Source organism: Streptomyces sp. NPDC055189 (assembly GCF_053606765.1).
In genome coordinates this window covers 1-25,128 of the sequence record NZ_JBSGSG010000034.1, presented here as the reverse complement: position 1 = coordinate 25,128, position 25,128 = coordinate 1, and the positions used below count along the sequence as shown (strand labels likewise).

Annotated in this window: 22 protein-coding genes; 16 read left to right on the top strand and 6 right to left on the bottom strand. The window is 68.4% G+C overall.

The genetic code is table 11. The annotated features are described in order from the left end of the window. Window positions 1-310: 310 nt before the first annotated feature. From ACWFR3_RS23660 to ACWFR3_RS23645, 4 genes are all read left to right on the top strand, one after another. Window positions 311-1,672, top strand: coding sequence for an extracellular solute-binding protein (locus tag ACWFR3_RS23660; RefSeq protein ID WP_453736603.1), 1,362 nt, complete (start codon window positions 311-313; stop codon window positions 1,670-1,672). Between the two features lie 150 nt (window positions 1,673-1,822). After that, the gene (locus ACWFR3_RS23655) at window positions 1,823-2,779 is read left to right on the top strand and encodes a carbohydrate ABC transporter permease (RefSeq protein WP_453736602.1); all 957 of its coding nucleotides are present in this window, start codon (window positions 1,823-1,825) and stop codon (window positions 2,777-2,779) included. Further along, window positions 2,780-3,634: a carbohydrate ABC transporter permease gene (locus ACWFR3_RS23650; RefSeq protein WP_453736601.1), complete on the top strand. Its 855-nt coding sequence runs from the start codon at window positions 2,780-2,782 to the stop codon at window positions 3,632-3,634. A gap of 71 nt (window positions 3,635-3,705) precedes the next feature. After that, a complete protein-coding gene (locus ACWFR3_RS23645) occupies window positions 3,706-5,949 on the top strand; it encodes a protein kinase domain-containing protein (protein ID WP_453736600.1) in 2,244 nt (747 codons plus the stop codon). A 16-nt stretch (window positions 5,950-5,965) separates the two neighbouring features. Here ACWFR3_RS23645 and ACWFR3_RS23640 read toward each other — a convergent pair whose 3' ends face one another. Beyond that, window positions 5,966-6,442: an HIT family protein gene (locus tag ACWFR3_RS23640; RefSeq protein ID WP_453736599.1), complete on the bottom strand. Its 477-nt coding sequence runs from the start codon at window positions 6,440-6,442 to the stop codon at window positions 5,966-5,968. Between the two features lie 67 nt (window positions 6,443-6,509). On the opposite strand from ACWFR3_RS23640, the gene ACWFR3_RS23635 reads away from it, so the two are divergent. From ACWFR3_RS23635 to ACWFR3_RS23600, 8 genes are all read left to right on the top strand, one after another. Continuing rightward, window positions 6,510-7,337, top strand: coding sequence for a hypothetical protein (locus tag ACWFR3_RS23635; RefSeq protein ID WP_453736598.1), 828 nt, complete (start codon window positions 6,510-6,512; stop codon window positions 7,335-7,337). 135 nt (window positions 7,338-7,472) lie between these two features. Then, the gene (locus ACWFR3_RS23630) at window positions 7,473-8,126 is read left to right on the top strand and encodes a hypothetical protein (RefSeq protein ID WP_453736597.1); all 654 of its coding nucleotides are present in this window, start codon (window positions 7,473-7,475) and stop codon (window positions 8,124-8,126) included. Continuing rightward, window positions 8,114-9,166: a hypothetical protein gene (locus ACWFR3_RS23625; RefSeq protein ID WP_453736596.1), complete on the top strand. Its 1,053-nt coding sequence runs from the start codon at window positions 8,114-8,116 to the stop codon at window positions 9,164-9,166. Before ACWFR3_RS23630 ends, ACWFR3_RS23625 begins: the two co-directional genes overlap by 13 nt. A gap of 15 nt (window positions 9,167-9,181) precedes the next feature. After that, the gene (locus ACWFR3_RS23620; protein WP_453736595.1) at window positions 9,182-9,739 is read left to right on the top strand and encodes a hypothetical protein; all 558 of its coding nucleotides are present in this window, start codon (window positions 9,182-9,184) and stop codon (window positions 9,737-9,739) included. A 278-nt stretch (window positions 9,740-10,017) separates the two neighbouring features. Further along, window positions 10,018-11,448: a putative T7SS-secreted protein gene (locus ACWFR3_RS23615; RefSeq protein WP_453736594.1), complete on the top strand. Its 1,431-nt coding sequence runs from the start codon at window positions 10,018-10,020 to the stop codon at window positions 11,446-11,448. Beyond that, window positions 11,438-11,770: a hypothetical protein gene (locus ACWFR3_RS23610; protein ID WP_453736593.1), complete on the top strand. Its 333-nt coding sequence runs from the start codon at window positions 11,438-11,440 to the stop codon at window positions 11,768-11,770. Before ACWFR3_RS23615 ends, ACWFR3_RS23610 begins: the two co-directional genes overlap by 11 nt. 31 nt (window positions 11,771-11,801) lie before the next feature. Further along, on the top strand, window positions 11,802-12,473 hold the full coding sequence (locus ACWFR3_RS23605) for a hypothetical protein (protein WP_453736592.1): 672 nt from the start codon (window positions 11,802-11,804) through the stop codon (window positions 12,471-12,473). Window positions 12,474-12,628: 155 nt separating this feature from the next. Continuing rightward, on the top strand, window positions 12,629-13,267 hold the full coding sequence (locus ACWFR3_RS23600) for a helix-turn-helix domain-containing protein (protein WP_453736641.1): 639 nt from the start codon (window positions 12,629-12,631) through the stop codon (window positions 13,265-13,267). A gap of 43 nt (window positions 13,268-13,310) precedes the next feature. On the opposite strand, the gene ACWFR3_RS23595 is transcribed toward ACWFR3_RS23600, so the two are convergent. Beyond that, window positions 13,311-14,336, bottom strand: a complete 1,026-nt coding sequence (locus ACWFR3_RS23595) for a 6-phosphofructokinase (protein ID WP_453736591.1) — start codon at window positions 14,334-14,336, stop codon at window positions 13,311-13,313. Between the two features lie 333 nt (window positions 14,337-14,669). Between ACWFR3_RS23595 and pta the strand changes: the two genes are divergently transcribed. The 3 genes from pta to pyk all read left to right on the top strand — a co-directional run bounded on the left by pta (window position 14,670) and on the right by pyk (window position 19,531). Continuing rightward, on the top strand, window positions 14,670-16,757 hold the full coding sequence (gene pta / locus ACWFR3_RS23590; RefSeq protein WP_453736590.1) for a phosphate acetyltransferase: 2,088 nt from the start codon (window positions 14,670-14,672) through the stop codon (window positions 16,755-16,757). Between the two features lie 23 nt (window positions 16,758-16,780). Further along, window positions 16,781-17,992 carry an acetate kinase gene (locus tag ACWFR3_RS23585; RefSeq protein ID WP_453736589.1) on the top strand — a complete coding sequence of 404 codons (1,212 nt, stop codon included), beginning with the start codon at window positions 16,781-16,783 and terminating at the stop codon, window positions 17,990-17,992. A 120-nt stretch (window positions 17,993-18,112) separates the two neighbouring features. Further along, the gene (gene pyk, locus ACWFR3_RS23580) at window positions 18,113-19,531 is read left to right on the top strand and encodes a pyruvate kinase (RefSeq protein ID WP_453736588.1); all 1,419 of its coding nucleotides are present in this window, start codon (window positions 18,113-18,115) and stop codon (window positions 19,529-19,531) included. A 93-nt stretch (window positions 19,532-19,624) separates the two neighbouring features. Here pyk and ACWFR3_RS23575 read toward each other — a convergent pair whose 3' ends face one another. The 4 genes from ACWFR3_RS23575 to ACWFR3_RS23560 all read right to left on the bottom strand — a co-directional run bounded on the left by ACWFR3_RS23575 (window position 19,625) and on the right by ACWFR3_RS23560 (window position 23,950). Next, complete coding sequence (locus tag ACWFR3_RS23575) at window positions 19,625-20,971, bottom strand: hypothetical protein (RefSeq protein ID WP_453736587.1); 1,347 nt, start codon at window positions 20,969-20,971, stop codon at window positions 19,625-19,627. Beyond that, window positions 20,961-21,515, bottom strand: coding sequence for a DUF6114 domain-containing protein (locus ACWFR3_RS23570; protein WP_453736586.1), 555 nt, complete (start codon window positions 21,513-21,515; stop codon window positions 20,961-20,963). The genes ACWFR3_RS23575 and ACWFR3_RS23570 overlap by 11 nt, the downstream gene beginning before the upstream one ends. 142 nt (window positions 21,516-21,657) lie before the next feature. Next, complete coding sequence (locus ACWFR3_RS23565) at window positions 21,658-22,275, bottom strand: DUF6230 family protein (RefSeq protein WP_453736585.1); 618 nt, start codon at window positions 22,273-22,275, stop codon at window positions 21,658-21,660. A gap of 688 nt (window positions 22,276-22,963) precedes the next feature. Further along, window positions 22,964-23,950 (bottom strand): tetratricopeptide repeat protein, encoded by a 987-nt coding sequence (locus ACWFR3_RS23560; protein WP_453736584.1) that lies wholly within the window; start codon window positions 23,948-23,950, stop codon window positions 22,964-22,966. A 385-nt stretch (window positions 23,951-24,335) separates the two neighbouring features. Between ACWFR3_RS23560 and ACWFR3_RS23555 the strand changes: the two genes are divergently transcribed. Next, window positions 24,336-24,968, top strand: a complete 633-nt coding sequence (locus tag ACWFR3_RS23555) for a TetR/AcrR family transcriptional regulator (RefSeq protein WP_453736583.1) — start codon at window positions 24,336-24,338, stop codon at window positions 24,966-24,968. The last annotated feature ends 160 nt before the right edge of the window (window positions 24,969-25,128 follow it).

Here is a 25,128-nt window from a genome sequence, read left to right as displayed (position 1 = left end):
GGGGGGGGGTTTGGGGGGGGCCCTGCCCCCCCCCCCCCCCTAATCCGGCGGGGGGGCGCCCCCTTTTTGGGGGGGCGTGGTGCCGCCCCCACCATCCACGGCTCCGCGCCCCTGCGCCCCCGCGCCCCCCGTGCCGCCCCAAAGTCCCGCTGCCGTACACCTGTTGCGGCCGCAATAACAACGTTGTCACGTTGATGACAAGGGGCGATGCACGGGCATTGACCTTGCTCCGAGCCCGCCCTTACGTTCACCGGGCAGCCCAGCGTTGCGCCCTGCGTGGTAACCCAGCCGCGTCGGCCTGTAGGAGGTCGTGCCCGTGCGCCCCACCGCCCCTCTGCTCCTCGTCACCGCCCTGGTCGCGGCCGGCACCCTCACCGCGTGCGGCGGGGACTCCGGCGACGACCCGGACACCGTGAAGGTCTCCTTCAAACAGTCCACGGACAACCAGGTCAAGGTCATGGACACCTTTCTGGCGGACATCAAGAAGCAGTTCGAGAAGGAGAACCCCGGCAAGAAGGTGAAGCTGGTGCCGATCAAGGCGCCGGACTCCGAGTACTACACGAAGCTCCAGCAGATGATGCGCTCCCCGAAGACCGCGCCCGACCTGGTCTACGAGGACACCTTCCTCATCAACTCGGACATCACCAGCGGATACCTGAAGCCACTGGACCAGTACCTGAACAAGTGGAAGGACTGGAACCAGTTCATCGGCACGTCGAAGTCGGCCGCGAAGGCGGCGGACGGCAAGACGTACGGCGTCCCGGACGGCACCGACACCCGCGGCCTGTGGTTCAGCAAGGGCATCTTCAAGAAGGCCGGGCTTCCCGCCGACTGGCAGCCCAAGTCGTGGGACGAGATCCTGGAAGCGGCCCGGACGATCAAGAAGAAGGTCCCGGGCGTCACCCCCATGAACGTGTACACGGGCAAGCCCGCGGGCGAGGCGGCCACCATGCAGGGCATGGAGATGCTCCTGTACGGCACGGGCCAGGACCCCATGTACGACCCGAAGTCCAAGAAGTGGGTCACCGGAAGCCAGGGGTTCAAGGACTCCCTGGAGTTCGTCGAGACGGTCTACAAGGAGAAGCTCGGCCCTGACGTCACCGACGCCCTCGACCCGAACTTCGCCACCCGGGTCCGCGGCGAACTTCTTCCCAAGGACAAGCTCGGCATCAACCTCGACGGCTCCTGGCTGCCGCAGGACTGGGGCAAGGGCGCGGGCCACGAGTGGCCCGAGTGGTCGAAGAAGCTGGGCCTTGCCCACATGCCGACCCAGAACGGCGAGGCGCCCGGCAAGGTGAGCATGTCCGGCGGCTGGACCTGGGCGATCCCGGCCAAGGCGGCCAACCCTGACCTGGCCTTCAGGTTCATCGAGCAGATGCAGACCAAGGCCAACGCCCAGAAGTGGTACGTGGCCAACTCGGGCATCGCGGTCCGCAAGGACGTCGCCGCCGACCCCGCGTACCTCAAGGCGCAGCCCGGCCTGAAGTTCTTCACCGACCTGGTGCCCTCGACGCACTACCGCCCGGCGTATCCGGCGTACCCGAAGGTCTCCACCGCGGTGCAGGAGGCCATGGAGAAGGTCACAACGGGCGACGGTTCGGTGGCGGACGCGGCGAGCGGGTATGACGAGGAGGTCAAGGCCGCGACGGACGGCGAAGTCATCAAGAAGTAACCGCCGGCGGTACGCGGGGTGGTGCGTGCGGCTCTCCACAGCCGCACGCACCGCCCCGCGCGGCCGGCCGTCCCCGTCCGCACTCAGACCCTCCGCAGGTCCGTACGCAAGGGATACGCAAGGGATACGCAAGGGAAGTGAGAGCCCGAGGTGACCACCGCACCCCCCGCAGGGCCCGGCAACATCGCGAAGACCACTCCGGGCCCCGGCGCCCCGCCACCGTCACGGCCCCCGTCCCGCTCCAGGCTGACCGGCCGGGCACTGTCCCGCGCGCTGCCCGTCTCCCCCGCCGTGATCCTCCTGCTCCTGTTCCTGGCGGGACCGATCGGCTACTGCGCCTACATCGCCTTCACCGACCTCCAGCTCACCGGCCAGGCGGAGTCGAGCTTCGTCGGGTTCGACAACTTCCGTAAGGCGTTCGGCGACGAGGCGTTCCTCAACGCGGTCTGGCTGACCCTGGTCTTCACGGTCGTGTCGTCACTGATCGGCCAGAACACCATCGGCCTCGCGCTCGCGTCCCTGATGCAGCGCGCCTCCAAGCCGGTCCGCACGCTCACGGGCGCGATCGTGATCACGGCATGGGTGCTTCCGGAGGTGGTGGCGGCCTTCCTCCTGTACGCGTTCTTCCGCCGCGAAGGCACCCTGAACGCGGTCCTGGACTTCCTCCACCTCCCGTCCCAGAACTGGATGTACACGCTGCCGATCCTGGCGGTGTCGTTCGCCAACGTGTGGCGCGGGACGGCGTTCTCGATGCTGGTCTACTCCGCGGCCCTGAACGAGATCCCCAAGGAGATCACCGAGGCGGCCGAGGTGGACGGCGCGGGCGGCTGGCGCCGCATGTGGCACATCACGCTCCCGATGATCCGCCGCTCCATCGGCACGAACCTGATGCTGAACACCCTCCAGACCCTCTCGGTCTTCGGCCTGATCTGGGTGATGACGCGAGGCGGCCCGGGAAACCGCAGCCAGACCCTCCCCCTGTTCATGTACGAGCAGGCCTTCCAGAAGAGCATGATCGGTTACGGCACGGCGGTGGCGCTGCTGCTCCTGGTCGTCGGCTCACTCTTCTCCCTCGTCTATATGCGCCTGCTCCGCACGGAGGTCTGAGTGTCCGCCAATACAGCTGTACGCAGCCTGAGTTCGCGACGCACGGGCCGCCGCCTCGCGGCGGACGCGGGGCTGCTCGTGGTCGCCGCCGCGTTCGTGCTCCCCCTGGCCTGGGTGATCCTGTCCTCGCTCGACACCGAGGCCGACCTCAAGGTGAAGGTCCCCGACGGCATCACCCTGGACAACTACGACGCGGTCCTGACCCCCGAGATCACCTTCACGCCCCTCCTCAACAGCCTGCTGCTGTGCGGCGGCGGCACACTCCTGACGGTGGTCTGCGCGGCGCTCGCCGCGTATCCCCTCTCCCGCTTCAAGTCCCGCCTGAACCGCCCGTTCATGCTGACGATCCTCTTCGCGACGAGTCTGCCGATCACGGCGATCATGGTCCCGGTGTACGCACTGTTCGTACAGGTCGACCTGATCGACACGATGCAGGGCACGATCTTCTTCTTCGCCGCGTCCCAACTCCCTTTCGCCATCTGGCTGATGAAGAACTTCATGGACGGCGTCCCGAAGGAGCTGGAGGAGGCGGCGTGGACGGACGGCGCGTCGTCGTTCCAGTCCCTGCTGCGGATCGTGCTCCCGCTGATGGGCCCCGGCGTCGCGGTGGTCACGGTCTTCTCGTTCGTGATGATGTGGGGCAACTTCTTCGTCCCCTTCATGCTGCTCCTGACTCCGGAGCAGATGCCGGCGTCGGTGAGCATCAATGACTTCTTCGGCAACAAGGGCACGGTCGTTTACGGCCAGCTGGCGGCGTTCTCGATCATCTACTCGACGCCGGTGATCCTGCTGTACGTACTGATCTCGCGGAAGCTGGGCGGGGGGTTCGCGCTGGGGGGTGCGGTGAAGGGCTGACCGACGCCCCTGCGATCGTCCGACCCTCTGGCTAGGATCACCGGGTCTGCGGGAGGGCTTAGGGAGTGCATATGCGGGGGCGTTTGCTGAACGGCCGCTACGAGTTGCTGGAGCGGCTCGGTGCGGGCGGCATGGGAGAGGTGTGGCGGGCGCGGGACACGAGCCTGGGCCGCGAGGTGGCGGTCAAGCTCCTCGTGCCGACGGCCTACGCGGACGACGGCGAGCAGGAGGAACTCCTGGCCCGCTTCCGGCAGGAGGCCCGCGCCGCGGCCTCGCTGGACAGCCCGTACATCGTCGCCGTCCACGATCACGGTACGGACGGCGGCACCCCGTACCTGGTCATGACCCTGGTACAGGGGCGCTCGCTCGACCAGGTGCTGCGCGAGAGCGTCCGCGTGCCCGTGGCGGACGCGCTGCGCTGGGCGGCGGACGTCTGCCGCGCCCTGGACGCGGCGCACTCGGCGGGTGTCGTGCACCGCGACATCAAGCCCGGCAACGTGATGGTCGCGCAGGACGGCTCCGCGAAGGTCGTCGACTTCGGCATCGCGACGTTCATGGAGCGGGCCGCGGACGACTCCCGTCTCACGCGCACCGGGCAACTGCCGTTCGGCAGCGTGCCGTATCTGGCGCCGGAACGCTTCCGGCAGGAGCCGGGCGACGGACGCACCGACCTCTACGCGCTCGGCTGCGTCCTCTACGAACTCCTCGTCGGCCACCCGCCGTTCACCGGCTCGGCGGTCGGCGTCATGTACAACCACGTGAACGACGCCCCGCTGCGGCCGTCGCGGGCGCGGGCCGAGGTGACGGCGCCGGTGGAGCGCATCGTTCTCGACCTCCTCGCGAAGGACCCCGCAGACCGGCCGGCGGATGCGGCGACGGCGCTCGATCGGATTCTGGCGGCGGGGCGGAGTTTGGCGGCGGGCCAGACTCCGGAGTACAGCCCGGACGCCGCCGTCGCCGAAGATGCCGAGGCGGACCCGGCGGCCCATCCGCCGACTGTCCGCGTGGGTGACGTGACGGGCGCGGAGAGCCCGCGGGATCAGCCCCCGGCGGCGCGGATCGCGGACGCCCGCACCCAGCCGGCCGCGGGCGCCGTGAGCAAGCAAGCCCCGGGCGACGGCCCCCCACGCCGCTCGCGCAAGCGCGTGCTGATCACTGCCGCGCTCGTCCTGGCCGTCAGTGTCCCGACGGGCCTGGGCATACGCTCCCTCGCCGCACCGGACACCGAGACCACATCCGGCGACAAGGGCACCACCCCGACCGTCTATGAGATCGGCGTCGCCCACAGCTACGAGCACGTCGGCGCGAAGGATGCCACCGACGAGTACGAGGAAGGGGAGTACAAGCAGTTCACGACGCAGCAGCTGCGTACGGTCGAGTCCGTGTTCTCCGAGACGCTCGGCGCCAAGAGCGGCGACCGCTTCCGTCTCGTACCGCTGGCGGCCGACCCGGACACGCCGACGCGCAAGCTGCTCGCCAAGCACCCGGACATGCTCGCCGTCATCGGTGACACCAGCGACTTCTCCTGGGTGCACGACACGGACGAGGCGTTCCTGCCCGAGATCGCCACGTGCTCCGAAGTCGCTTTCGCGGGGGCTCAGTTCGCGATCCCGGCGGACGAGAAGCGGCAGGGCGAGGCGATGGCCGAGTACCTCCTGACGCAGACGAAGGCACGCCGGGTGCTGGTGGCCGAAGACGCGGTCTGGGCGAACCGTTCGGACGGCATGGGTACCGCGCTGCGCAAGGCGGGCGTGACCGTCAAGACGCTGGAGACCAGCCCTTCCGAGGTGAAGGCGTCGCAGATCAAGGGTCTTGTCGACAAGGCACAGGCTGACGCGGTCGTGCTGCCCACAGCGGCGGGTGTGGGCACGTGGGCCAAGAAGCTCAGGGCGGACGGCTTCTCGGGGCCGATCATCTCCGAGGGCGATTCGTCCGGCATCTGCGAGGACTCCGAGGAGCGAGCCGAGGCCGAGGAGGGCGACAAGGCCACCCCCGACGGCGTCCTGCGCACCCGCAACTACTCCGGCGAACCGGGCGACAACCTCCCGGCACGCGGAAACGACGAGCTGTACGACGGCGCCCTGGCCCTGGCCACGGCGCTCAAGAAGCTCCCCGCCGACGAGTCGGCAACCTCGCTCCGCCACACTCTCGACCGCACCATCCAGAACGTCTCCGTGAACGGCGTCCTCGACGAGGTCTCCTTCGAGAAGGGACGTTCCGCGCGGGAGCGCCCGGTGTGGATCGACAGCCGCGGTGAGGACGGGTGGACGGAAATCGGCAAGGTGGACAAGAAGTACGAGCCCACGAAGCGGTAGGCGCCGCGATGCGACCCTACGGTTCGATGGCGCCCCGAAGCCGGGCGGCGACCTCGGCCATCTCGTCCGGCGGCAGGTCCAGAACATCGGTGGTCTCGGTCATCAGGACGTGGAACTGCTGCTCGGCGTAAGGGACTCCGGGCGGCAGTGCGGCGATGTGCCAGTGCAGGTGGCTGTTGCCTTCCTGACTCCCGAGGGAGTAGAGGTAGGTCCGCTCGGAGTCGAAGACACGCTCGACGGCGAGGGCGACCTTCCGCACGACGAGCATGAGTCGCGTATAGGCCGCTTCATCCAACTCCCGTACTGCGTGCTCGACATGCTCCTTGGGTGCGACGAGGACTTTCCCGGGGAGGGTGGGCCACCGATCGAGAAACGCGACGTGGTGGTCGTCCTCGTAGACGGTGTGATGCGCGTAGCCGGGATCCCCGGCAAGAAACGCACAAACAAAACAAGGCCCGACGCGAGCCCGCTCCATATATGCCTCAAGGTCCATGACTACCCGCTCCGTCTCCCGCATCGAGGGTTGAAGCTTGCATTTCCATTCATCGCGCACGTTCCGAATGTGGCGCTACGGAGTGGGCCACTCCCAACTCCTGTTCCGTTCGACTCCAGAGAACACCGAAAGCACGTGCCTCGACCTGCACTTCGAGGGAGTGGCCGCCGTACAACTGGGAATCCGGTACGTCTCCCCCCGGCTTCGCCTCGCCGACAGGCAGGAGAGGGCAACCCTGAAGACGCTCGCGCACGGCGAGACCGGGGCGGGGAGAGGGCGCGGCCCGGTCGCCATCGCAATCGAGTCCGACTCGGGCGGGGGCCTGGTGCTCTGCAGCAGGGTCAGGGCCCTGAGGAGCGGTGCGGAACCTCTGGGCAGTATCGGGGAGAGCGAGATCCTTTGGAGCCATCCGCCGGGGAGATTCTGGGGCGCGCCGCTGACGGAGGCGGTCTGGGCGGAGCTGTCGGGTCCGGTACGGGCGGCGATCGCAAAGTCCGACGCCGAACGTCTGGAGCTGGAACGCTCCCGCCTGGCCGTGGGGCTGCGGCCGACACTGACGGAACCGGTTTACTCCCTGTCCGCCCGTTTCGCGCACTGGGAGCGGCTGGTTCGCCGCCTGGAACGCCCTCGGGATGCAACCAATGACCCCTATCCCGTCGTCGCGTATGGCAATGACCTCGGATCGCGGGATGCCCTGACGGAAGCAATGGCCAGGCTCCCCCTGACGGAAAGCCCTCTGAAGCAACTCCTCACAGCCCTGGACACACGCTTCGACGCGGCGACAACGCCGGATCCGGAGGGCTCACTCCGCCCCTGGGTCCACCCGCAGGCCAAGCCCCAGACCGAACTCGCCCGATGGTGGACCCGCAAACCACTGCACGAACCCTGGGACTGACATACCGCCCGCCCGTATTCACCGGGATAGGCACCTCACGCCCCATTCATCGTCAGATATCTCTCTGGTGCCGCCGTTCAGCTCGCACTACCGTACTTAGCTCGCGCTAACTCTCACCCTCACCAGGAGCCGACAGTGAACCGCCCTCTCCGTCTCGCGACGGTCGCCCTCACCGCGTCAGCAGCTCTGCTGCTGACCGCCTGTGGAAGCGACGACAAGTCCACGGACAACGACAAGATCGCCGGAGCGGAAGAGGGGGACCAGAAGAAGTCGGCTTCGCCCAGCGCATCGGCTTCGGGAAGCGCTGAGCGCCCGAAGACCGACCTGCCCTCCGACGTCAAACTGTCCTTCAACCCGGAGAAGACCGGCGACGCGGTCAAGGACGCGGTCCTGCGTGACAACTCGGACTTCATCCGCGCGCTCAACGCAGCGATCGTGGCCAGCGATCCGCGGCTGCCCGCACTTGAATTCTTCACCGAGGGCGAGGCCGCCGCGTCATCGCAGACCTGGGTGAAATCCTTCAAGGACGCAGGGTGGACCGTCACAGGGTCGGTGCGGTACTTCAACCGGCAGGTAAAGCTTGAGTCCAAGACGGCCGCCTCGCTCACTTACTGCGGTGATGAGAGCAAGGGCTACAGCAAAGTCATCAAGACCGACCAGATCAAGCGGACAAAGGTAACCAAGAACAGCTACATCCTGTACGGCGCCAGGGTCGAGAAGAACCAAGAAGGGGTTTGGGAACTCGTGAAGATCACATCCACCCGTGGCGCTTCGGTATGCCAGCCATGAGCCGGCGACTCCGAGGACTCTCCGTAGCGGCCCTGGCCGCCATGACGCTCGTCGTCTCAGCGCCCGTCTCCTTCGCCGACCAGACTCCGCCAGGAGGCGGCGGGCTGGGGGGCGGCAATGGATCTGACAGCGACGCATCGGGCAACGCGGACGGTAAGGAGCTGTCCGCCACCGCCTCCGGCATCGTCTACGACCGCTCCAAGAACGGCTCCGGCCCCAAGACCGGCGCCGTGACCCCCGCCACGAACTGGACCCCGCCCCCCTGCTGGTACGCCCCCAAGTACACCCCCGCCCAGTTCAAGAAGTACGTCGAGCCGATCTGGCAGGCCGAGTCGACAGGCCATGAGTGGGACTTGGAGCAGCGCAAGCGGTACGTGGACGGTGAGCCGTACAAGGACTTCAACCTGGACAAGGCCGGGAAGGGCTACTGGTGGACGTACTTCGCCAATGACAGCTACCCGCCCGGCTGGGACTCCTGCGACAAGCCCACCTTCTGGGTCGACAATGGCGACCCGCCCCCGGCGGACATCCCCGAAGCCATCACTCCCGAGATCCTCGCGCAGCTCGCGTACGCCGAAGTCCGCGTACCCGGCACCAAGGTGAGCCTCGCCCCGGAGGGCCCGACGAAGGTCAATCTGCCGACCTGGGCCTGGCTGGACAAACAGGAGTTCAAGCCGGTGTCGGTGACGGCCCGCGTCCCCATGCTCGACATCGAGGCGACGACCACCGCCGAACCGATCTCCCTCAAGATCGACCCCGGCACCAAGGACGCCGAAACCTACCCCTCCTCCGGTGCCTGCCCCATCAAGGACGGCAAGATCGGCGAACCGTACGCCAAGGGCAAGTCCGACGAGGACCCGCCCTGCGGCGTGAGGTACCTCCGCTCGTCCGGCGACGGCTCGTACCCGCTCAAGGCGACGGTCACGTGGAAGATCAGCTGGACCGGCACGGGGGTCAACGATCCGCAGGACCTGCCTGACGGCGAGTTCGGCGCGGACCAAGAGGTCATCGTCGAGGAAGTCCAGTCCATCAACCGCTAGGACCACGCCACGATCGTGACGGAGACGACGAGAGCCGACATGGACCCCCACTCCCTGGAGTCCATGTCGGCGGAAGAGGCCGAACGCCTCATCACGTCCACCACCCGCTCACCCCTCTCCACACAGTCCTGGTCCCTGCTCCGAGACCTCGGCGTCGGACGCATGCAGACGCAGGGCGCACCGGACTCGGACCGCCTCCGGTGGGGAGCGGTGTCCGTGGAAGCCGCTCGCCGGAAGCACAGCGAGGGCGGGGGCGACCGGGATGCGGCATTGGCCGAGGAGGCGATCTCGCGGAGTTATCTGATCCGCACCTTCGGCCCGGGCGAGGCGGGGTCGATCCGAGACCCCGGTGAGTTGTTCAGGCGTGTCATAGACGCCCTCGGCGGGCGAAGCCGCACAGAGGTATCCGCCGCTGCCCGCTCCTGGCGAGAGCTTCCCGTCCCGGAGATCCTCGCTCTGCGGCGCATCAAGAACCTGCTGAATCCACTGACCGCCATCGTGGACAGCCTGGAAAGCGGAGAGGAGCGGGACGAGTTGGAGCAATGGCTCGACTTGATCCCCGTACTCCCTTGAGTGCCACGAAGTGGAAGATCCCAGAAGAACTCCTCACCCGTTCCGCCTTCGGCCCCACCGGCGGCATCGTCGAAATCGGCACGGTCGCCTCGGCACCTTCATCGCCGACCTGTTGCTGCCCACCTCGCCGGCACGGCCCGACACACGAGGTCGCTTCCGAGAGTCCGGGCATGTGTCGAAGGAGTTGCTGAGGTAGTGCCGGAGGCCGGTATATCCATGACGACGATCGGATACTTGCGGTAACTTCGCACCCGCATAAGGGGATTGAGGGCTCCAACATGACGGGGGGGTACGGCATGGTGGGCAACCGTCCAGCAGACTGGCACGTCCTTGATCTCGACAAGGATCCGACGCCGGGTGACCCGGACCGGGTGCGGAACCTGGCGAAGAATCTGCACGATTTCGCCGACGACGTCTCCAAGGTGCTGCGGGACATCAAGGGGATGGCGGGCGAGGACGCGATCCTCACCTGGGCGGGCAAGACGGCGGAGTCGTTCACGGCGGAGTTCGAGGACGCGCCGGGCAAGCTGAAGAAGCTCAAGAAGAGCTACGAGATGGCCGGCGACGCGCTGTCCACGTACTGGCCAGAGCTGGAACGCTCCCAGGCCCTGGCCGACAAGGCCCTGGCCAAGGGCCGCGAGGCGCAGACCAGCCTCTCCGCCGCGCAGACCCGCCTGACCTCGGCGGACTCCTGGGTGGACAAGGCGGGCAAGGAAGCCGACAAGTACAAGGACGACGGCGGGTCCAAGGACAAGGACGTCCCGAAACCGGACCCGGATAAGGTCAAGGCCGCCTCCCGCAACGCCACTTCCGCCGAGAAGGCCCAGACGGCGGCCAAGTCGGACGTCACCGCCGCGCAGAGCAACCTCGATGCCGCGAAGAAGATGGCCGAGGACGCCCGCAAGATGCGCGAGGACGCCGCGGGCACGGCGAAGAAGAAGCTGGAAGAGGCCTCCGACGCCGGGATCCAGAACCGCAAGTGGTGGGAGGAGGTCGGGGACTGGGTCACCGACAACTGGGACACCATCGTCGCCGTCTGCAAGGTCGTCGTCGCGGTCCTCGGCGTCATCGCAATGATCATCGGCGGCCCCATCCTCGCCGCGATCGTCGTCGTCGCCGCTCTCGTCGTCCTCGCCGACACCCTCAGCAAATACGCCAAGGGCGAGGCCGGGCTGCTCGATGTCGCCTTCGCCGCCCTGGACTGCATCCCCGGCATGAAGGGGCTCACCTCCCTCCGCGGCCTCGCCAAGGGCATGAAGGCTCTCGGCAGGACCGGACTCAGGGGCATGGCCCGCGGCCTGCGTCGCAACTCTGGCGACGTGCTCCAGCGGGCCCGGCGCCGTCCCCGCAATGGGCCCCCGATGCCCATGACGATGGACAGCGTGCAACAGATCTCCGGACGCTATGGCGTTGACCTCGTCGGCATACGGGTCAACATCAACCGTGGGGTCTCCGGAATCCAGGGGTCGACACCATCGGCCAGAGAGATCCGCTTGTACCGTGACGCGTTCTATGACGAGGAGACTCTGGCTCGGACGCTCGCACACGAACGCTTTCACGTCCAACAGATCCGGGAAGGCGGACGGATACCTACCACGCAGGCGGAATTGGACCGCTGGGAGGATGGAGCCTATGCCTACGAGGACGAGTGGTGGAAAAACCACCCCGTGAACAAGCCTGCAGAGGAAGGCGAGCCGAATGGCCAATAACTGGCAGGACTGGACCTCAGCCTACGAGCGTGCTTACGAGGAGCCCTCAGCCGTACGCGACATAGAGTGCCCGAACTGCACGAACCGAACCCTGGTGCTGGTATTCAGCGAGAAACTCGAGGGTGGCATCGGGTACGCGTCGTTCTGGTGCGACACATGCATGTACGGAATCCATCTGTCCCGTACACAGATTCCCGATGTCGCAGAGGTCATCACACTTGACGGGGTGGATGACACTCAAGTGCAGATCAAGGACTACATCGTCGTTTGGCCTGCCGCTTCGGATCCAGATGACGAGGACACGGAGTCAAAGACCTTCTGAAGCCGGGGAAAGTCCAGGAGATACGCCGCAGTTGAACCCCTCCAAGTGGGACATTCCCGAAGAGATACTCGCCCGCTCCGTCTTCGGCCCCCTCGGCGGCATCGTCGAGGTCGGTGCTGTCGCCGCGACCGGGACGTGGGACCTGGCGGACGTGTCCGTGCGTGAATTTGTGTCGGAGCGGCGCGGTGACGTGGCACGGCTGCTCGAAGTGGTGCGGGAAGTCGGGGACTTCGGGGAGGCCGTCATGGGGATCTTCGATGAGCTCGGGTATCTCCGCGAGCACCCCGTGGAGGCCCCGAGCCTGCTCCTGTGGTCCTCCGGGTACGAGGACGTGTGGCGTCCGTTCGACCATCCCGGCGCCGTGCGGCGGATGAGCCGCGTCGGCGCGGATCTGCAGCTGACCCGGTTCCTCGATGCGATGGTCGACGCGGCGATCGCACGCGGGCCCGCGGTCGCGCGGGGCGCCGCGCTCATCGCCGAGGCCCTGCAGATCGCCGTAGAACTGGCCGGTGCGGCGGTGGATGACGCTCGCGGCGCCTTCACCGTCCTGCGGATGTGGCGCACATCCCGCCTCGCCGATCTGCTGCTTCCCGATTCCCCGGCGCGGCCCGAGGCCCGAGTGCTCTTCCGGGAGTACGGGCATGCCCTGGACGCGCTGCTGGACGCACTGCTGGCCGCGCCCGGCGCGCCCGGCCCTCCGTAGCTTCGCACCAATCCGCAACCTTGTGGGAACGCACCGTAGTCGCCAGCCCCCAACACCCATACCGTGTGCCCGTGCAACCCAGCCAGCCTCCGCCGCGCCAGCCCACCCCTCCGTTCAACTTTCCCGCCGCCCGGCGCCTGCGTGAGGCCCTCGGGATGGCCCATGGGCATGTCGCCTACGGGATGCGGGCCAGTTATGGGCTCACCTACATAACCCCCGACACCATCGCCGCCTGGGAGCGCGGGCTCGCCTCGCCCACCTCCGCCGAGCTCACCGCCCTCGCCGGGACCCTGTGGTGCTCCCCCGGTGAGCTCATGGGCGCCGCCACCACCCTGCGCGAGCACCGGCTCGCGCGCGGGCTCGCGCCCGAGGACGTGGCACGGGGGTCCGGGGTGGAGATCCAGGCCTATCTGCGGATGGAGGAGACCAACGCCTGGCGCGGCAACGAGCGGCAGTCCGCCGCCCTCGCCGAGGTGCTGCAGCTCCCGCTGCCCGACTTCATCGCCGTCATCGGGCGTGCCGACGACCTCGCCGAGCTGTTGCGCAGCGCCGTGACCAGCCGCTGGCAGGGGTACGTCCGGCCCGTCAGCAAGTTGCTGCCCGTGCCGAAGCGGCACGTCGAAGACGTGCTGCAGCAGTTGCACGCCGACTACCAGTCACGCATGGTGCGGACGCTCAGCTGGGGCGGCGGCGCCGGGGCCGATGCCTCGGGGAGCGCGGGCCGGGACTTCCTGGACAAGATCCTTGAGCACTTCTGGGCTCAGGTGCGGGGAACGGGCGGCGGCACGGGGTGATCCCCGGCCGCCCACACCCACCCGCACCAACCCGGAAAAGCCCCTAGAAGACCGACTCCGCCTCGTCCATCCGGTCCTTCGGCACCGTCTTCAGCTCCGTGACCGCCTCCGCCAGCGGCACCATCGTGATGTCCGTGCCCCGCAGCGCCGTCATGCGGCCGAAGTCGTCGCGGTGCACCGCCTCCACCGCGTGCCAGCCGAAGCGGGTGGCGAGGACGCGGTCGTACGCCGTCGGGGTGCCGCCGCGCTGGACGTGGCCCAGGATGACCGGCTTGGCCTCCTTGCCCAGGCGGGTCTCCAGCTCGAACGCGAGTGCCGTACCGATGCCCTGGAAGCGCTCGTGGCCGAACTGGTCGATCGCGCCGACGCCGTAGTTCATGGTGCCCTCCTGCGGGTGGGCGCCCTCGGCCACGCAGATCACCGCGAACTTCTTGCCGCGCGAGAACCGCTCCTCGACCAGTTTGACCAGGTCAGCGGGGTCGAAGGGGCGCTCGGGGAGGCAGATGCCGTGCGCGCCGCCGGCCATGCCGGACTCCAGGGCGATCCAGCCCGCGTGGCGGCCCATGACCTCGACGACCATCACGCGCTGGTGGGACTCGGCGGTCGTCTTGAGGCGGTCCATCGCCTCCGTGGCGACGCCCACCGCCGTGTCGAAGCCGAAGGTGCGGTCGGTCGATGAAATGTCGTTGTCGATCGTCTTGGGGACTCCTACGACCGGCAGGCCCGCGTCCGACAGCATCTTCGCGGCGGTGAGCGTGCCCTCGCCGCCGATGGGGATCAGGGCGTCGAAGCCGATCTCCTTGGCGAGCGCGGGCGCGTCCTCGCAGGCCGCGCGGAAGCGGTCGCGCTCCAGGCGGGAGGAGCCGAGAATCGTTCCGCCACGGGCCAGGATGCCGCTGACCTCGTTGAGGCCGAGGGTGCGGTAGCGGCCGTCGAGCAGGCCCGCGTAACCGTCCTCGAAGCCGATGGCCTCGTCGCCGTAGTGCGTGACGGCTCGGTGCACGACCGACCGGATCACAGCGTTGAGGCCGGGGCAGTCGCCGCCTGCGGTGAGAATTCCGATGCGCATCGTGCTGTGTCTCCTGCTCGCTGTTGATGCGTGTGAGCCGGTCCGATTGTTCCACGGCCGCGAACCCGTCGCCGCGCACACATCGGGTACCCCGTTTCGCCTCAGAGCTCTCCCCCTCTCACGGCTGCTCCGCCCGATCCTGGGGAGAAGGCCTTTGGGCCCGCTGAATCGGGCCCTTTGTCCGGCGGGCGACCTAGCCAGCCGCAGAGGTATTGTCAAGAGGGCACGGCAACCATATCGGGTCATTTGTCCAGGCTTGAGGCTCTGCGGTCCTGAGCCCGCGAAGAAGGCCGGCGGAGAAGAAGCAGGCCAGCGAAGAAGGGGAGAGCACGCGTGACGCGCAGCGTGTACGTGACCGGGATCGACCGGGGCGACGGCCGCCAGGTCATCGAGCTGGGAGTCATGGAACTCCTGACCCGCCAGGTCGACCGGGTGGGGGTCTTCAGGCCACTGGTCCACGACGGGCCCGACCGGCTCTTCGACCTGCTGCGTGCCCGCTACCGGCTCGCGCAGGACGCCTCGTCCGGCTACGGCATGGATTACCACGAGGCCTCCGCGATCCAGGCGGAGCTCGGCACCGACGAGCTGGTCTCCCGGCTCGTCGACCGTTTTCACCGGGTGGCCAGGGATTATGAAGTCGTCCTTGTGCTCGGGACCGACTTCGCCGACACCCAGCTCCCCGACGAGCTGTCCCTCAACGCCCGGCTCGCGAACGAGTTCGGCGCCTCGGTGATAGCCGTCGTCGGCGGCAAGAACCAGACCGCCGAATCCGTCCGCGCCGAGACGCGCAACGCCTACCGCGCCTACGAGAGCCTGGGCTGCGACGTCCTGGCGATGGTCACCAACCGGGTGGCGCCCGCCGACCGCGACGAGATCCACGACAGCCTCACCGGCCTCCCCGTGCCCAGCTACGTCCTCCCCGACGAGCCCGCGCTCGCCGCCCCCACGGTCGCCCAGATCACCCACGCGCTCGGCGGCCGCGTCGTGCTCGGCGACGACGCGGGGCTCGCCCGTGACGCGCTCGACTTCGTCTTCGGCGGGGCGATGCTGCCGAACTTCCTGAACGCCCTGACCCCGGGCTGCCTGGTGGTCACCCCCGGCGACCGCGCCGACCTCGTCGTGGGCTCCCTGGCCGCGCACAGCGCCGGCACGCCGCCCATCGCGGGCGTCCTGCTCACCCTCAACGAACAGCCCGGAGAGGCGATCCTCAAGCTCGCCGACCGCCTCGCGCCCGGCACCCCGGTCATCGCCGTGACGGGCGGCTCCTTCCCCACCGCGGGCGAACTCTTCGCCCTGGAGGGGAAGTTGAACGCCGCCACGCCGCGCAAGGCGGAGACGGCCCTCGGACTCTTCGAGCGGTACGTCGACACGGCGGGCCTGCGCAGCCGCGTACAGGCCCCCAGCAGCGACCGCGTCACGCCGATGATGTTCGAGCACAAGCTCCTGGAGCAGGCCCGCTCCGACAAGCGCCGCGTCGTCCTGCCCGAGGGCACCGAGGAGCGCGTCCTGCGCGCCGCCGACGTGCTGCTCCGCCGCGGCGTCTGCGACCTGACGCTGCTCGGTCCCGTCGAGCAGATCCGCAAGAAGGCCGCGGACCTCGGCGTCGACCTCGCCGACTCGCAGCTCATCGACCCCAAGACCTCGGAGCTGCGGGACGCCTTCGCCACCGAGTACGCCGAGCTGCGCGCCCACAAGGGCGTCACCGTCGAGCTCGCGTACGACGTCGTCTCCGACGTGAACTACTTCGGCACCCTGATGGTGCAGGGCGGGTTCGCCGACGGCATGGTGTCGGGGTCCGTGCACTCCACGGCCGCCACCATCCGGCCCGCCTTCGAGATCATCAAGACGAAGCCCGACGCCTCGATCGTCAGCTCCGTCTTCTTCATGTGCCTGGCCGACAAGGTGCTCGTGTACGGCGACTGCGCGGTGAACCCGGACCCGAACGCCGAGCAGCTCGCCGACATCGCCGTGCAGGCCGCCGCCACCGCCGAGCAGTTCGGCGTGGAGCCGCGGATCGCGATGCTCTCGTACTCGACGGGTACGTCGGGGTCGGGCGCCGACGTCGACAAGGTGCGCGAGGCCACCGAGCTGGTGCGCCAGAGCCGCAGCGACCTGAAGATCGAGGGGCCGATCCAGTACGACGCCGCCGTGGAGCCCACGGTCGCGGCGACGAAGCTGCCGGACTCGGAGGTCGCGGGGCAGGCCAGCGTGCTGATCTTCCCGGACCTGAACACCGGCAACAACACGTACAAGGCCGTCCAGCGCTCGGCGGGCGCGGTCGCCGTCGGCCCGGTCCTCCAGGGCCTGCGGAAGCCGGTCAACGACCTGTCGCGCGGTGCTCTGGTCCAGGACATCGTCAACACCGTCGTGATCACCGCGATCCAGGCCCAGGGCCCGGCCGCCGCCGCCCCCTCCGTATGACGTCTACAGAAAGCATTCCTCCTGTGAGCGCCACCCGCGTCCTCGTCCTCAACTCCGGCTCGTCGTCGGTGAAGTACCAGCTGCTCGACATGCGGGACGGCACACGTCTCGCGGTCGGCCTCGTCGAGCGCATCGGCGAGGCGACCTCGCGGCTCAAGCACACCCCGCTGGTGGGCGGCGGCGAGGAGCGCGAGCGCGAGGAGCCCATAGCCGACCACGAGGCCGCCCTGAAGGCGGTCTCCGCCGAGCTGACCGCGGACGGGCTGGGCCTCGACTCCCCCGAGCTCGCCGCGATCGGCCACCGCGTGGTGCACGGCGGTCTGAAGTTCACCGAGCCGACGGTGATCACGGACGAGGTGCTGGCCGAGATCCAGCGGCTCGTCCCGGTGGCGCCGCTGCACAACCCGGCCAACATCACCGGCATCCGTACGGCACAGGCGCTGCGCCCTGACCTCCCCCAGGTCGCGGTCTTCGACACGGCGTTCCACACGACGATGCCGGAGTCGGCGGCCCGCTACGCGGTCGACGTGGCCACCGCCGACCAGCACCGCGTGCGGCGCTACGGCTTCCACGGGACGTCGCACGCGTACGTGTCGCGCAAGACCGCGAAGCTGCTCGGCAGGGCGCCCGAGGAGGTGAACGTCATCGTGCTGCACCTGGGCAACGGCGCGTCCGCCAGTGCCGTGCGGGGCGGGCGCTGCGTGGACACATCGATGGGGCTCACGCCGCTTGAGGGGCTCGTGATGGGTACCCGTTCCGGTGACGTGGACCCGGCGGTCGTCTTCCACCTGGCCCGCGTCGGCGGGATGTCGATCGACGAGATCGACGCCCTGCTCAACAAGAAAAGCGGTCTGGTCGGTCTCTGCGGCGACAACGACATGCGGGAGATCCGGCGGCGCGTCGACGCGGGCGACGAGGCCGCGTCGCTCGCCTTCGACATCTACATCCACCGTCTGAAGAAGTACATCGGCGCCTATTACGCGGTGCTCGGCCGGGTGGACGCCATCGCGTTCACGGCGGGGGTCGGCGAGAACGCGGCGCCGGTGCGGGAGGCTGCCGTCGCGGGTCTGGAGGAGCTGGGGCTCGCGGTCGACGGAGAGCTGAACGCCGTACGTTCCGACGAGGCCCGGCTGATCTCTCCGGAGTACGCACGGGTGGCGGTCGCCGTCGTCCCCACCGACGAGGAGCTGGAGATCGCGCAGCAGACCTACTCACTGGTCGGGAACCCCTCATAACCGCAATTCACGGGAATTGATCACCCTTATTCACCGCCACGCCTGAGCGCACTTCCGCCCATTTGTAGATTCCACCAGACGGAATATTCCGAAGCGAAACAAACCGATAGGATCGCCCCCATGCGCCGTTCCAAAATCGTCTGCACGCTGGGCCCCGCCGTCGACTCCGAAGAGCAGCTCGTCTCGCTGATCGAGGCCGGCATGAATGTGGCCCGATTCAACTTCAGCCACGGCACGCACGCCGAGCACCAGGGGCGGTACGACCGCGTCCGTGCCGCTGCCGAAAAGACCGGCCGTGCCGTCGGCGTCCTCGCCGACCTGCAGGGCCCGAAGATCCGTCTGGAGACCTTCGCCGAGGGTCCCGTCGAGCTGGTGCGCGGTGACGAGTTCACCATCACCACCGAGGACGTCCCCGGCGACAAGTCCATCTGCGGCACCACGTACAAGGGCCTGCCCGGTGACGTCTCCAAGGGCGACCAGGTCCTGATCAACGACGGCAACGTCGAGCTGCGCGTCGTCGAGGTGGACGGCCCGCGTGTGAAGACGATCGTCGTCGAGGGCGGTGTCATCTCCGACCACAAGGGCATCAACCTGCCCGGCGCGGCCGTGAACGTGCCCGCGCTCTCCGAGAAGGACGTCGAGGACCTGCGCTTCGCCCTGAAGATGGGCTGCGACATGGTCGCCCTGTCCTTCGTGCGCGACGCCGGCGACGTCAAGGACGTCCACAAGGTGATGGACGACGAGGGCCGCCGCGTCCCCGTCATCGCCAAGGTGGAGAAGCCGCAGGCCGTCGCCAACATGGAGGGCGTCGTCGCGGCCTTCGACGCCGTCATGGTCGCCCGTGGTGACCTGGCCGTCGAGTACCCGCTCGAGAAGGTCCCGATGGTGCAGAAGCGCCTCGTGGAGATGTGCCGCCGCAACGCCAAGCCGGTGATCGTCGCGACCCAGATGATGGAGTCGATGATCACCAACTCGCGCCCCACGCGCGCCGAGGCGTCCGACGTCGCCAACGCGATCCTGGACGGCGCGGACGCGGTCATGCTGTCCGCCGAGTCGTCCGTGGGCGCGTACCCGATCGAGACCGTCAAGACGATGTCGAAGATCGTCCAGGCCGCCGAGGGCGAGTTGCTCTCCAAGGGCCTTCAGCCGCTCGTGCCCGGCAAGAAGCCGCGTACGCAGGGTGGTTCGGTGGCCCGTGCCGCGTGCGAGATCGCGGACTTCCTGGGCGGCGAGGCGCTGATCGCCTTCACGCAGTCCGGTGACACGGCCCGCCGCCTGTCCCGCTACCGCGCGGCCCAGCCGATCCTGGCCTTCACCACCGACCAGGCCACCCGCAACCAGCTCACCCTGAGCTGGGGCGTGGACTCGTACGTCGTGCCGCACGTCGACAACACCGACGCGATGGTCGACCTCGTCGACGCCGAGCTCGTCAAGCTGAACCGCTTCAACGACGGCGACACCGTGGTCATGACGGCCGGTTCGCCCCCCGGCGTCCCCGGCACCACCAACATGGTCCGGGTGCACCACCTGGGCGGCTGACACGCCCCGGTACGACACCGAGGACTGATACGACACTGAGGGCGCCCCCTGATGCAGGGGGCGCCCTCAGCGCTTTGCGGCTCCCGGTAAAGATCAGTCGGTGATCGTCTGGTGCAGACCGGGGATGTGCAGGTTGCCGCCGAACTGGCCCGCCTGCTTGACCTTCACGTCCGTGAAGTAGATCAGCGGGATGTTCAGGGGCGGCGGGTGCTCCGGGTCGAACGTGATCGGGATGAGTCCGAAGAGCTTGCCCGAGATGCTCTCGGTGTACATCGTCGTCTTGCCGCCGGTGATCGTGGACGTGGAGCCCTTGGCGGCCTGGACGTGGTACTTCTTGCCGCTCGGACCGTCGACGATCTGGTGCAGGTCGCCGATGTCCGTGCTGTCGATGACGTACTTCAGGGCCTGCTTGCTGCTGCCGTTGGCCGTCTGCACGTTCACGACGCCCTGGTAGTCGGCGCCCTTGAGCGTCAGGGAGCTGGCCTCCAGGTTCCACGGCTGGTTCGGGAGCGGCGCGGGCGTCTGCTCGTTGTCGCCGTCGACCTTCTTCTCGACCACGCACGGGAACGGCTTCTTGCCGTTCTCGTCCGGGGCCATCGGGTCCTCGGCCTCTTCCTTGGCCTTGTCCGCAGCCTCGTCGGCCGCCTTCTCGGCGTCCTCCTTGGCCTTGTCGACCTCGTCCTTGGCCTTGTCTGCACCGTCCTCGACGTCTTCCGTGACGCCGTCGACGGTGTCCTTGACGGGCTTGGTGACGTCGTCGACCGTGTCCTTGACCGGGTCCTTGCCGGACTCGGAGGACTCGGAGGCCTCGGACTCCTCCGAGGCGGAGGGAGTCGGCTCCGGGCTCTCGGACTCCTTCTCGTCGGGCGTGAAGATGTCCTTGAGCGCGTCACCCACACCCAGCGGGTCCAACGGGTTCTTGGTCTCGGAGGGCTCCGGGGCGGGCTCGTCGGACTTCTTGCCGTCCGCGTCGTCCGAAGCCGGCGGGGTCGGTTCGGCCTTGTCGGAGCTGTCGGAGTCCGCCTTGTCACCGGAGGAGGGCGAGGGCGTCGGCTCGGCGGTGGCCTTGCCGGAGTCGTCCTTGCTCTTGTCGGCCTTGTCGGCGGCGTCCTTCCGGTCCTGCTCGGCCTTCTCCTTCTCCGCCTTCTCCTCGGCAGCCTTGTCGGCTTCCTTCTCGGCGTCCTTGGAGGCGTCGTCCGGCGCCGTTACGCACGGGCCGTCCTGGAAGGGGTTCTTCGGCAGCGGCTTGGCCTGCGCGAGCTGGGGAGTCAGACCCATGCCCATGAGGACGGCGGTCGGCATGGCCGCGATGGCTATCGCCTTGCCCGCGGGAACGTGCAAGCGGGTGAGGAGCGGCTTTCTGGGTGCCGCGTGGCGCGGCCCGGATCTCGCGCGGGGCAGCCCCGCGGAGTCCTCATGGTGCACCTCGTCAGCCGGCACGGTGCCTCCCGTTCGTCCCGTTGTCCGGGCTCGTTCCTGACAGATCGTCCGTAGTGCCGCTCACCCCGTTCGCGGCCCCCGCGGCCGCGGGCTCCGGCGCCCCGTCGTCGGACCTGTCGGCCCGCCCCTTCGCGGAACTCTTCACCGGCTTGTCCGCGGCCCAGGAGATGCCGAGGGCACCGCCGAGCAGAGCGAGCAGGAAGCCGATGACGAAGCCGCCGAAGTTGGAGACCACCAGAGAGACCAGAGCGAGCAGAATCGCCGCGACACCCGCGAAGATCCGGGAATGCGGCTGGAACCACATGGTCAGGCCGAGCACGACAAGCAGGACGCCGATGATCAGCGAGCCGGCACCGGCGGTGGTCGCCATCCGGATCGTCATCGTGCCGAGCGTGAGGTTCGCGTACGGGAAGTACATGATCGGGATGCCGCCGAGCAACGTCAGCAGACCACCCCAGAACGGGCGCTGACCGCGCCACCCTCGGAACGATCGGCGCATCCGGCCGAGCTTGTCGCCCAGTCCCACTTGCGCTTCGGCGCTCATGTCGTACAGCTCCTCGGGGAACGGCGTTGGTTCTGTGTGTGCTGCGGATTCGGGCACGGGGACGGTTCCAGTTCAAGATCCGTCGCGCCCCCGCGCCCGGCCGTGTTTCGCAAGAAGTGCCGCTGCTAAGGCATCAGTCGCCTCAGTAGCACTCGTGCTTGCCCTTCTTGACCGACATGCCCAGGCCCGAGAGCTTGAAGGTGCCGGCGGTGGTCGCCCACGCACGCTGCTTGACGTCGGTGAACTTCACCTTGTCGGCCTGCTGCGCGAACGAGTCGGGGGCGTACTTGTCGCCCTTCGACGGGCCGGGGCCCTTGGTGGTCTGGTCGACCGAGACGCCGATGTCCACGTTGGTGAACGTCGCGTCGGCCTTCAGGTCATCGGCGTCGATGTAGAGCTTCTTCGCCAGAACCTTCGGGCCGCCGTTGCCACCGGCCTTGAGGGTCATCGACACATCGCCGAAGACGGGGACCGGAACGACGACGGACTGGCAGAGGTTGGTGATCTCTGCCTCGTCGAGGCCGACGACGGCGACCGGGTGGTTACCCGACTTACCGCTGTCAAGCGCCCCGTACTGGACGAATCCCGTACCGTCGAGCTGCTTGGCAGTCACCTTGAACTGCTGACCGGACACACTGAACGATGCCGCGAGTGCACCCTGCGAGAGGGCCACGCCTATCGCGGCAGTCGCCGCGACGCTCGGCACCATGACTACGGCGAACCGCTTCCATCTGGTTCCGCCACGAGCCACGGACTCCATGACTTTCCTCCTTCTCGGACGTACATCTCCGGCCCTGACTGCTCCCGTTCGGGCGGCTCAGCCGGGCAGGGATGGGAGAAGCGCTACGTCCTCGGGAAGGAGAGCGCCCGCATGGGAGGCGCAGATTGCACCACTCACCGGCGATCACCCCCGAGCGACAACCACTGGTCGCACGCGACACGCACAACCTGCCGGACAGGCCCTGCCGGACGGCAGAGACCCCCCTGTCCTAGACCGGCGACGGGGTGTCTCCGGCCTGCTCGGTGGGGACCCAGAAACCCCGCGCCCGGCTGGCTTCCGGGCTGCGGGTTATTGGACCGAGCGTCGCCGATCGTGGTGCATTCTCGTCCCCCGCACAAGGGGGTTCGTTACTCGCTAGTAACGGCGCGATAACCGAAGCACGACCGCCCGGTATCGGTCGGGCACAGACGGTGCATCCATGGCCAGGAGCAGACCGGGATGTTGAAGGACACAACAGGACAGAAACTCGACCTGGACTTACTCCAAGTAACAGTGGCCGCGTTTACCAAGTTTTGGTAAAGCGCGGCCACTGTGACGCCTGAGCGGCGAATTTTCACTTGGGCATCACAAGCCCCAGCGTTTAGGGACTGGTCAGCGAACGGCCCGCGAAGGGTCGAACAATCTGATCAAGGCCGGGTCGAACTGATCAGAGTCGAGTCGGTGTCGGTCAGAAAAGCACCCGCGCGAGCTGCGTACGCGCCGCGGTCACCCGCGGGTCGTCCGAGCCGACGACTTCGAGGAGTTCGAGCAGCCGCACGCGCGCGGCGTCCCGGTCGTCGCCCGCCGTGCGCCGGACCGCCTCGATGAGCCGCCCGAAGGCGTCCTCCACATGACCGCCCACCAGATCCAGGTCGGCGGCGGCGATCTGCGCGGCCACGTCCGCGGGACGGTCGGCGGCGTCCTTGCGGACCTGCTGGGCGTCCAGACCCTGTACCCGCTGCAGCAGTTCGGCCTGGGCGAGGCCGAGCTTGGCCTCCGTGTTGCCCGGGTCGTCGTTCAGTACGTTGCGGTACGCCTGGACCGCGCCGGCCAGGTCACCCGCGTCGAGCGCCTGGACGGCGGCTTCGAGCAGGGCGTCGTGCGGACCGGCGGGAACCTCGGCGACGGGGGCTTCCTGCTGCTCCCCGCCCTCGGCGTCCGGGTCCACGACGATGCCGGTCAGGCCGAAGCGCTCCTCGCCGACCTGGATCAACTGGTCCAGGGTCTGGCGGATCTGCTCCACCGGGGCCGCGCCCTGGAAGAGCGGCAGGGCCTGTCCGGCCACCACCGCGAAGACCGCCGGGATCCCCTGGACCCCGAACTGCTGCATCAGCATCTGGTTGGCGTCGACGTCGATCTTGGCGAGGACGAAACGGCCGTTGTACTCCCGCGCGAGGCCTTCGAGCAGCGGGCTCAGCTGCTTGCAGGGCTCGCACCACTCGGCCCAGAAGTCGATGACGACGGGCACTTCGGTGGAGCGCTGCAGGACCTCGCGCTCGAAGCCCGCCTCGTCGACGTCGATGACGAGGCTCGACGGCGAGACGCCGGCGACGGCGCCGCCGCCCTGCCTGGCCGCTTCGGCGCGCGCCTGCTCCGCCTTCGCCTTGGCCTCCTGGGCCGCCTTCACGGCGGCGAGGTCGACGACTCCGCTCATGGACATGTTCCGTGGCTGCATGAGTACATCCTCCCCCAAGCCGTGCGGGAACCGCGCCCGTCCGAAGCCCCCCGCCGGATTGCGGGGCCGCGGACGGCCGTGGCGCCAAGGTCCCGAGGAGGACCGATGGTTGTCGGCGCAGGGTCCCCACCCTGTTGCCGGTGCTTGCCGCTCTGTTGTTGCCGTGGTGTCGCGTGGTGTCGCTGTGGTTGTCACTCGGCGAAAGAGCGTGGGCGCCGAGGAGTTGCCGTTCGTCCCGCCCACATCTCTTTCGCTACGAGTCGTAGCGTAACTGTCGAGCGCTGCCACGTGGACGGCGGGCCTGCGCGAACTTCGGTGATCTGCCTCACTCGCCGCTCGCCGCCACTGCTCCGGCCTGTTCCGTACTGGCCGGTATGGTCACGGGATGCAGAGCCGCATCCCCCCTCCCGTCCGCACCGGCGGCCGCCCCCGCAACGCGGCGGCCGACGCCGCGATTCTGGAGTCGACCCGCCAGGCCCTGGTGGATCTCGGCTGGTCGAAGCTGACCCTCGGCGACGTGGCCGCCCGCGCGGGTGTGGCCAAGACGACGCTCTACCGGCGCTGGGCGGGCAAGAGCGAGCTGGTCGTGGACGCGGTGGCGGAGCTCTTCGACGAGCTGGAACTCCCGGACCGCGGCAGCCTGGCCGCGGACATCGAGGGAGTGGTCCTGCAGTTCGCGGCGCTCCTTGGCCGCCCGGAGACGAAGACCGCGCTGATGGCGGTGGTGGCCGAGTCGACGACGGACGAGCCGCTGCGCGAGCGCATCCGTACGTCGATCGTGGACCGCCAGAAGCGTCTTGTCCTCGCGGGGCGCAAGCGGGCCCAGGACCGGGGCGAACTCCCCCCGGAGCCGGACCCCGCCGCCGCGAGCCACACGGCCGACCTCATCTTCGACGTGATCGCCGGCGCGGTCGTCCACCGCGCCCTGGTCAGCGCGGAACCGGTCGACGAGAACTGGGCCCGCCGCTTTACGTTGCTCTTGCTCGGGGGCTTGGCGGCGGCTGCGGGGACGCCGTAGCTGGCCGGGGGCCTTCAGCAGGGGGTCCTCCCGCTGCTTCGCGCTGCGCGCTGCGGATGCGGCTGTGATTCGACCGGTCCTGGCCCGCCGCTTCGCGGCGGATGTCTCCCACCCACCCGCCCGATTACCCAGGATCACGGGTGGGCGGGAGGGGAACATC

What these genes read in the sequence shown, in the direction of transcription:
- ACWFR3_RS23625 (WP_453736596.1), top strand. Translation starts at nt 8,114, where the DNA reads ATGCCAGCCATGAGCCGGCGACTCCGAGGACTCTCCGTAGCGGCCCTG.
- ACWFR3_RS23600 (WP_453736641.1), top strand. Translation starts at nt 12,629, where the DNA reads ATGGCCCATGGGCATGTCGCCTACGGGATGCGGGCCAGTTATGGGCTC.
- ACWFR3_RS23635 (WP_453736598.1), top strand. Translation starts at nt 6,510, where the DNA reads ATGTGGCGCTACGGAGTGGGCCACTCCCAACTCCTGTTCCGTTCGACT.
- pyk (WP_453736588.1), top strand. Translation starts at nt 18,113, where the DNA reads ATGCGCCGTTCCAAAATCGTCTGCACGCTGGGCCCCGCCGTCGACTCC.
- ACWFR3_RS23645 (WP_453736600.1), top strand. Translation starts at nt 3,706, where the DNA reads ATGCGGGGGCGTTTGCTGAACGGCCGCTACGAGTTGCTGGAGCGGCTC.
- ACWFR3_RS23570 (WP_453736586.1), bottom strand. Translation starts at nt 21,515, where the DNA reads ATGAGCGCCGAAGCGCAAGTGGGACTGGGCGACAAGCTCGGCCGGATG.
- ACWFR3_RS23595 (WP_453736591.1), bottom strand. Translation starts at nt 14,336, where the DNA reads ATGCGCATCGGAATTCTCACCGCAGGCGGCGACTGCCCCGGCCTCAAC.
- ACWFR3_RS23555 (WP_453736583.1), top strand. Translation starts at nt 24,336, where the DNA reads ATGCAGAGCCGCATCCCCCCTCCCGTCCGCACCGGCGGCCGCCCCCGC.
- ACWFR3_RS23640 (WP_453736599.1), bottom strand. Translation starts at nt 6,442, where the DNA reads ATGGACCTTGAGGCATATATGGAGCGGGCTCGCGTCGGGCCTTGTTTT.
- ACWFR3_RS23565 (WP_453736585.1), bottom strand. Translation starts at nt 22,275, where the DNA reads ATGGAGTCCGTGGCTCGTGGCGGAACCAGATGGAAGCGGTTCGCCGTA.
- ACWFR3_RS23560 (WP_453736584.1), bottom strand. Translation starts at nt 23,950, where the DNA reads ATGCAGCCACGGAACATGTCCATGAGCGGAGTCGTCGACCTCGCCGCC.
- ACWFR3_RS23610 (WP_453736593.1), top strand. Translation starts at nt 11,438, where the DNA reads ATGGCCAATAACTGGCAGGACTGGACCTCAGCCTACGAGCGTGCTTAC.
- ACWFR3_RS23615 (WP_453736594.1), top strand. Translation starts at nt 10,018, where the DNA reads ATGACGGGGGGGTACGGCATGGTGGGCAACCGTCCAGCAGACTGGCAC.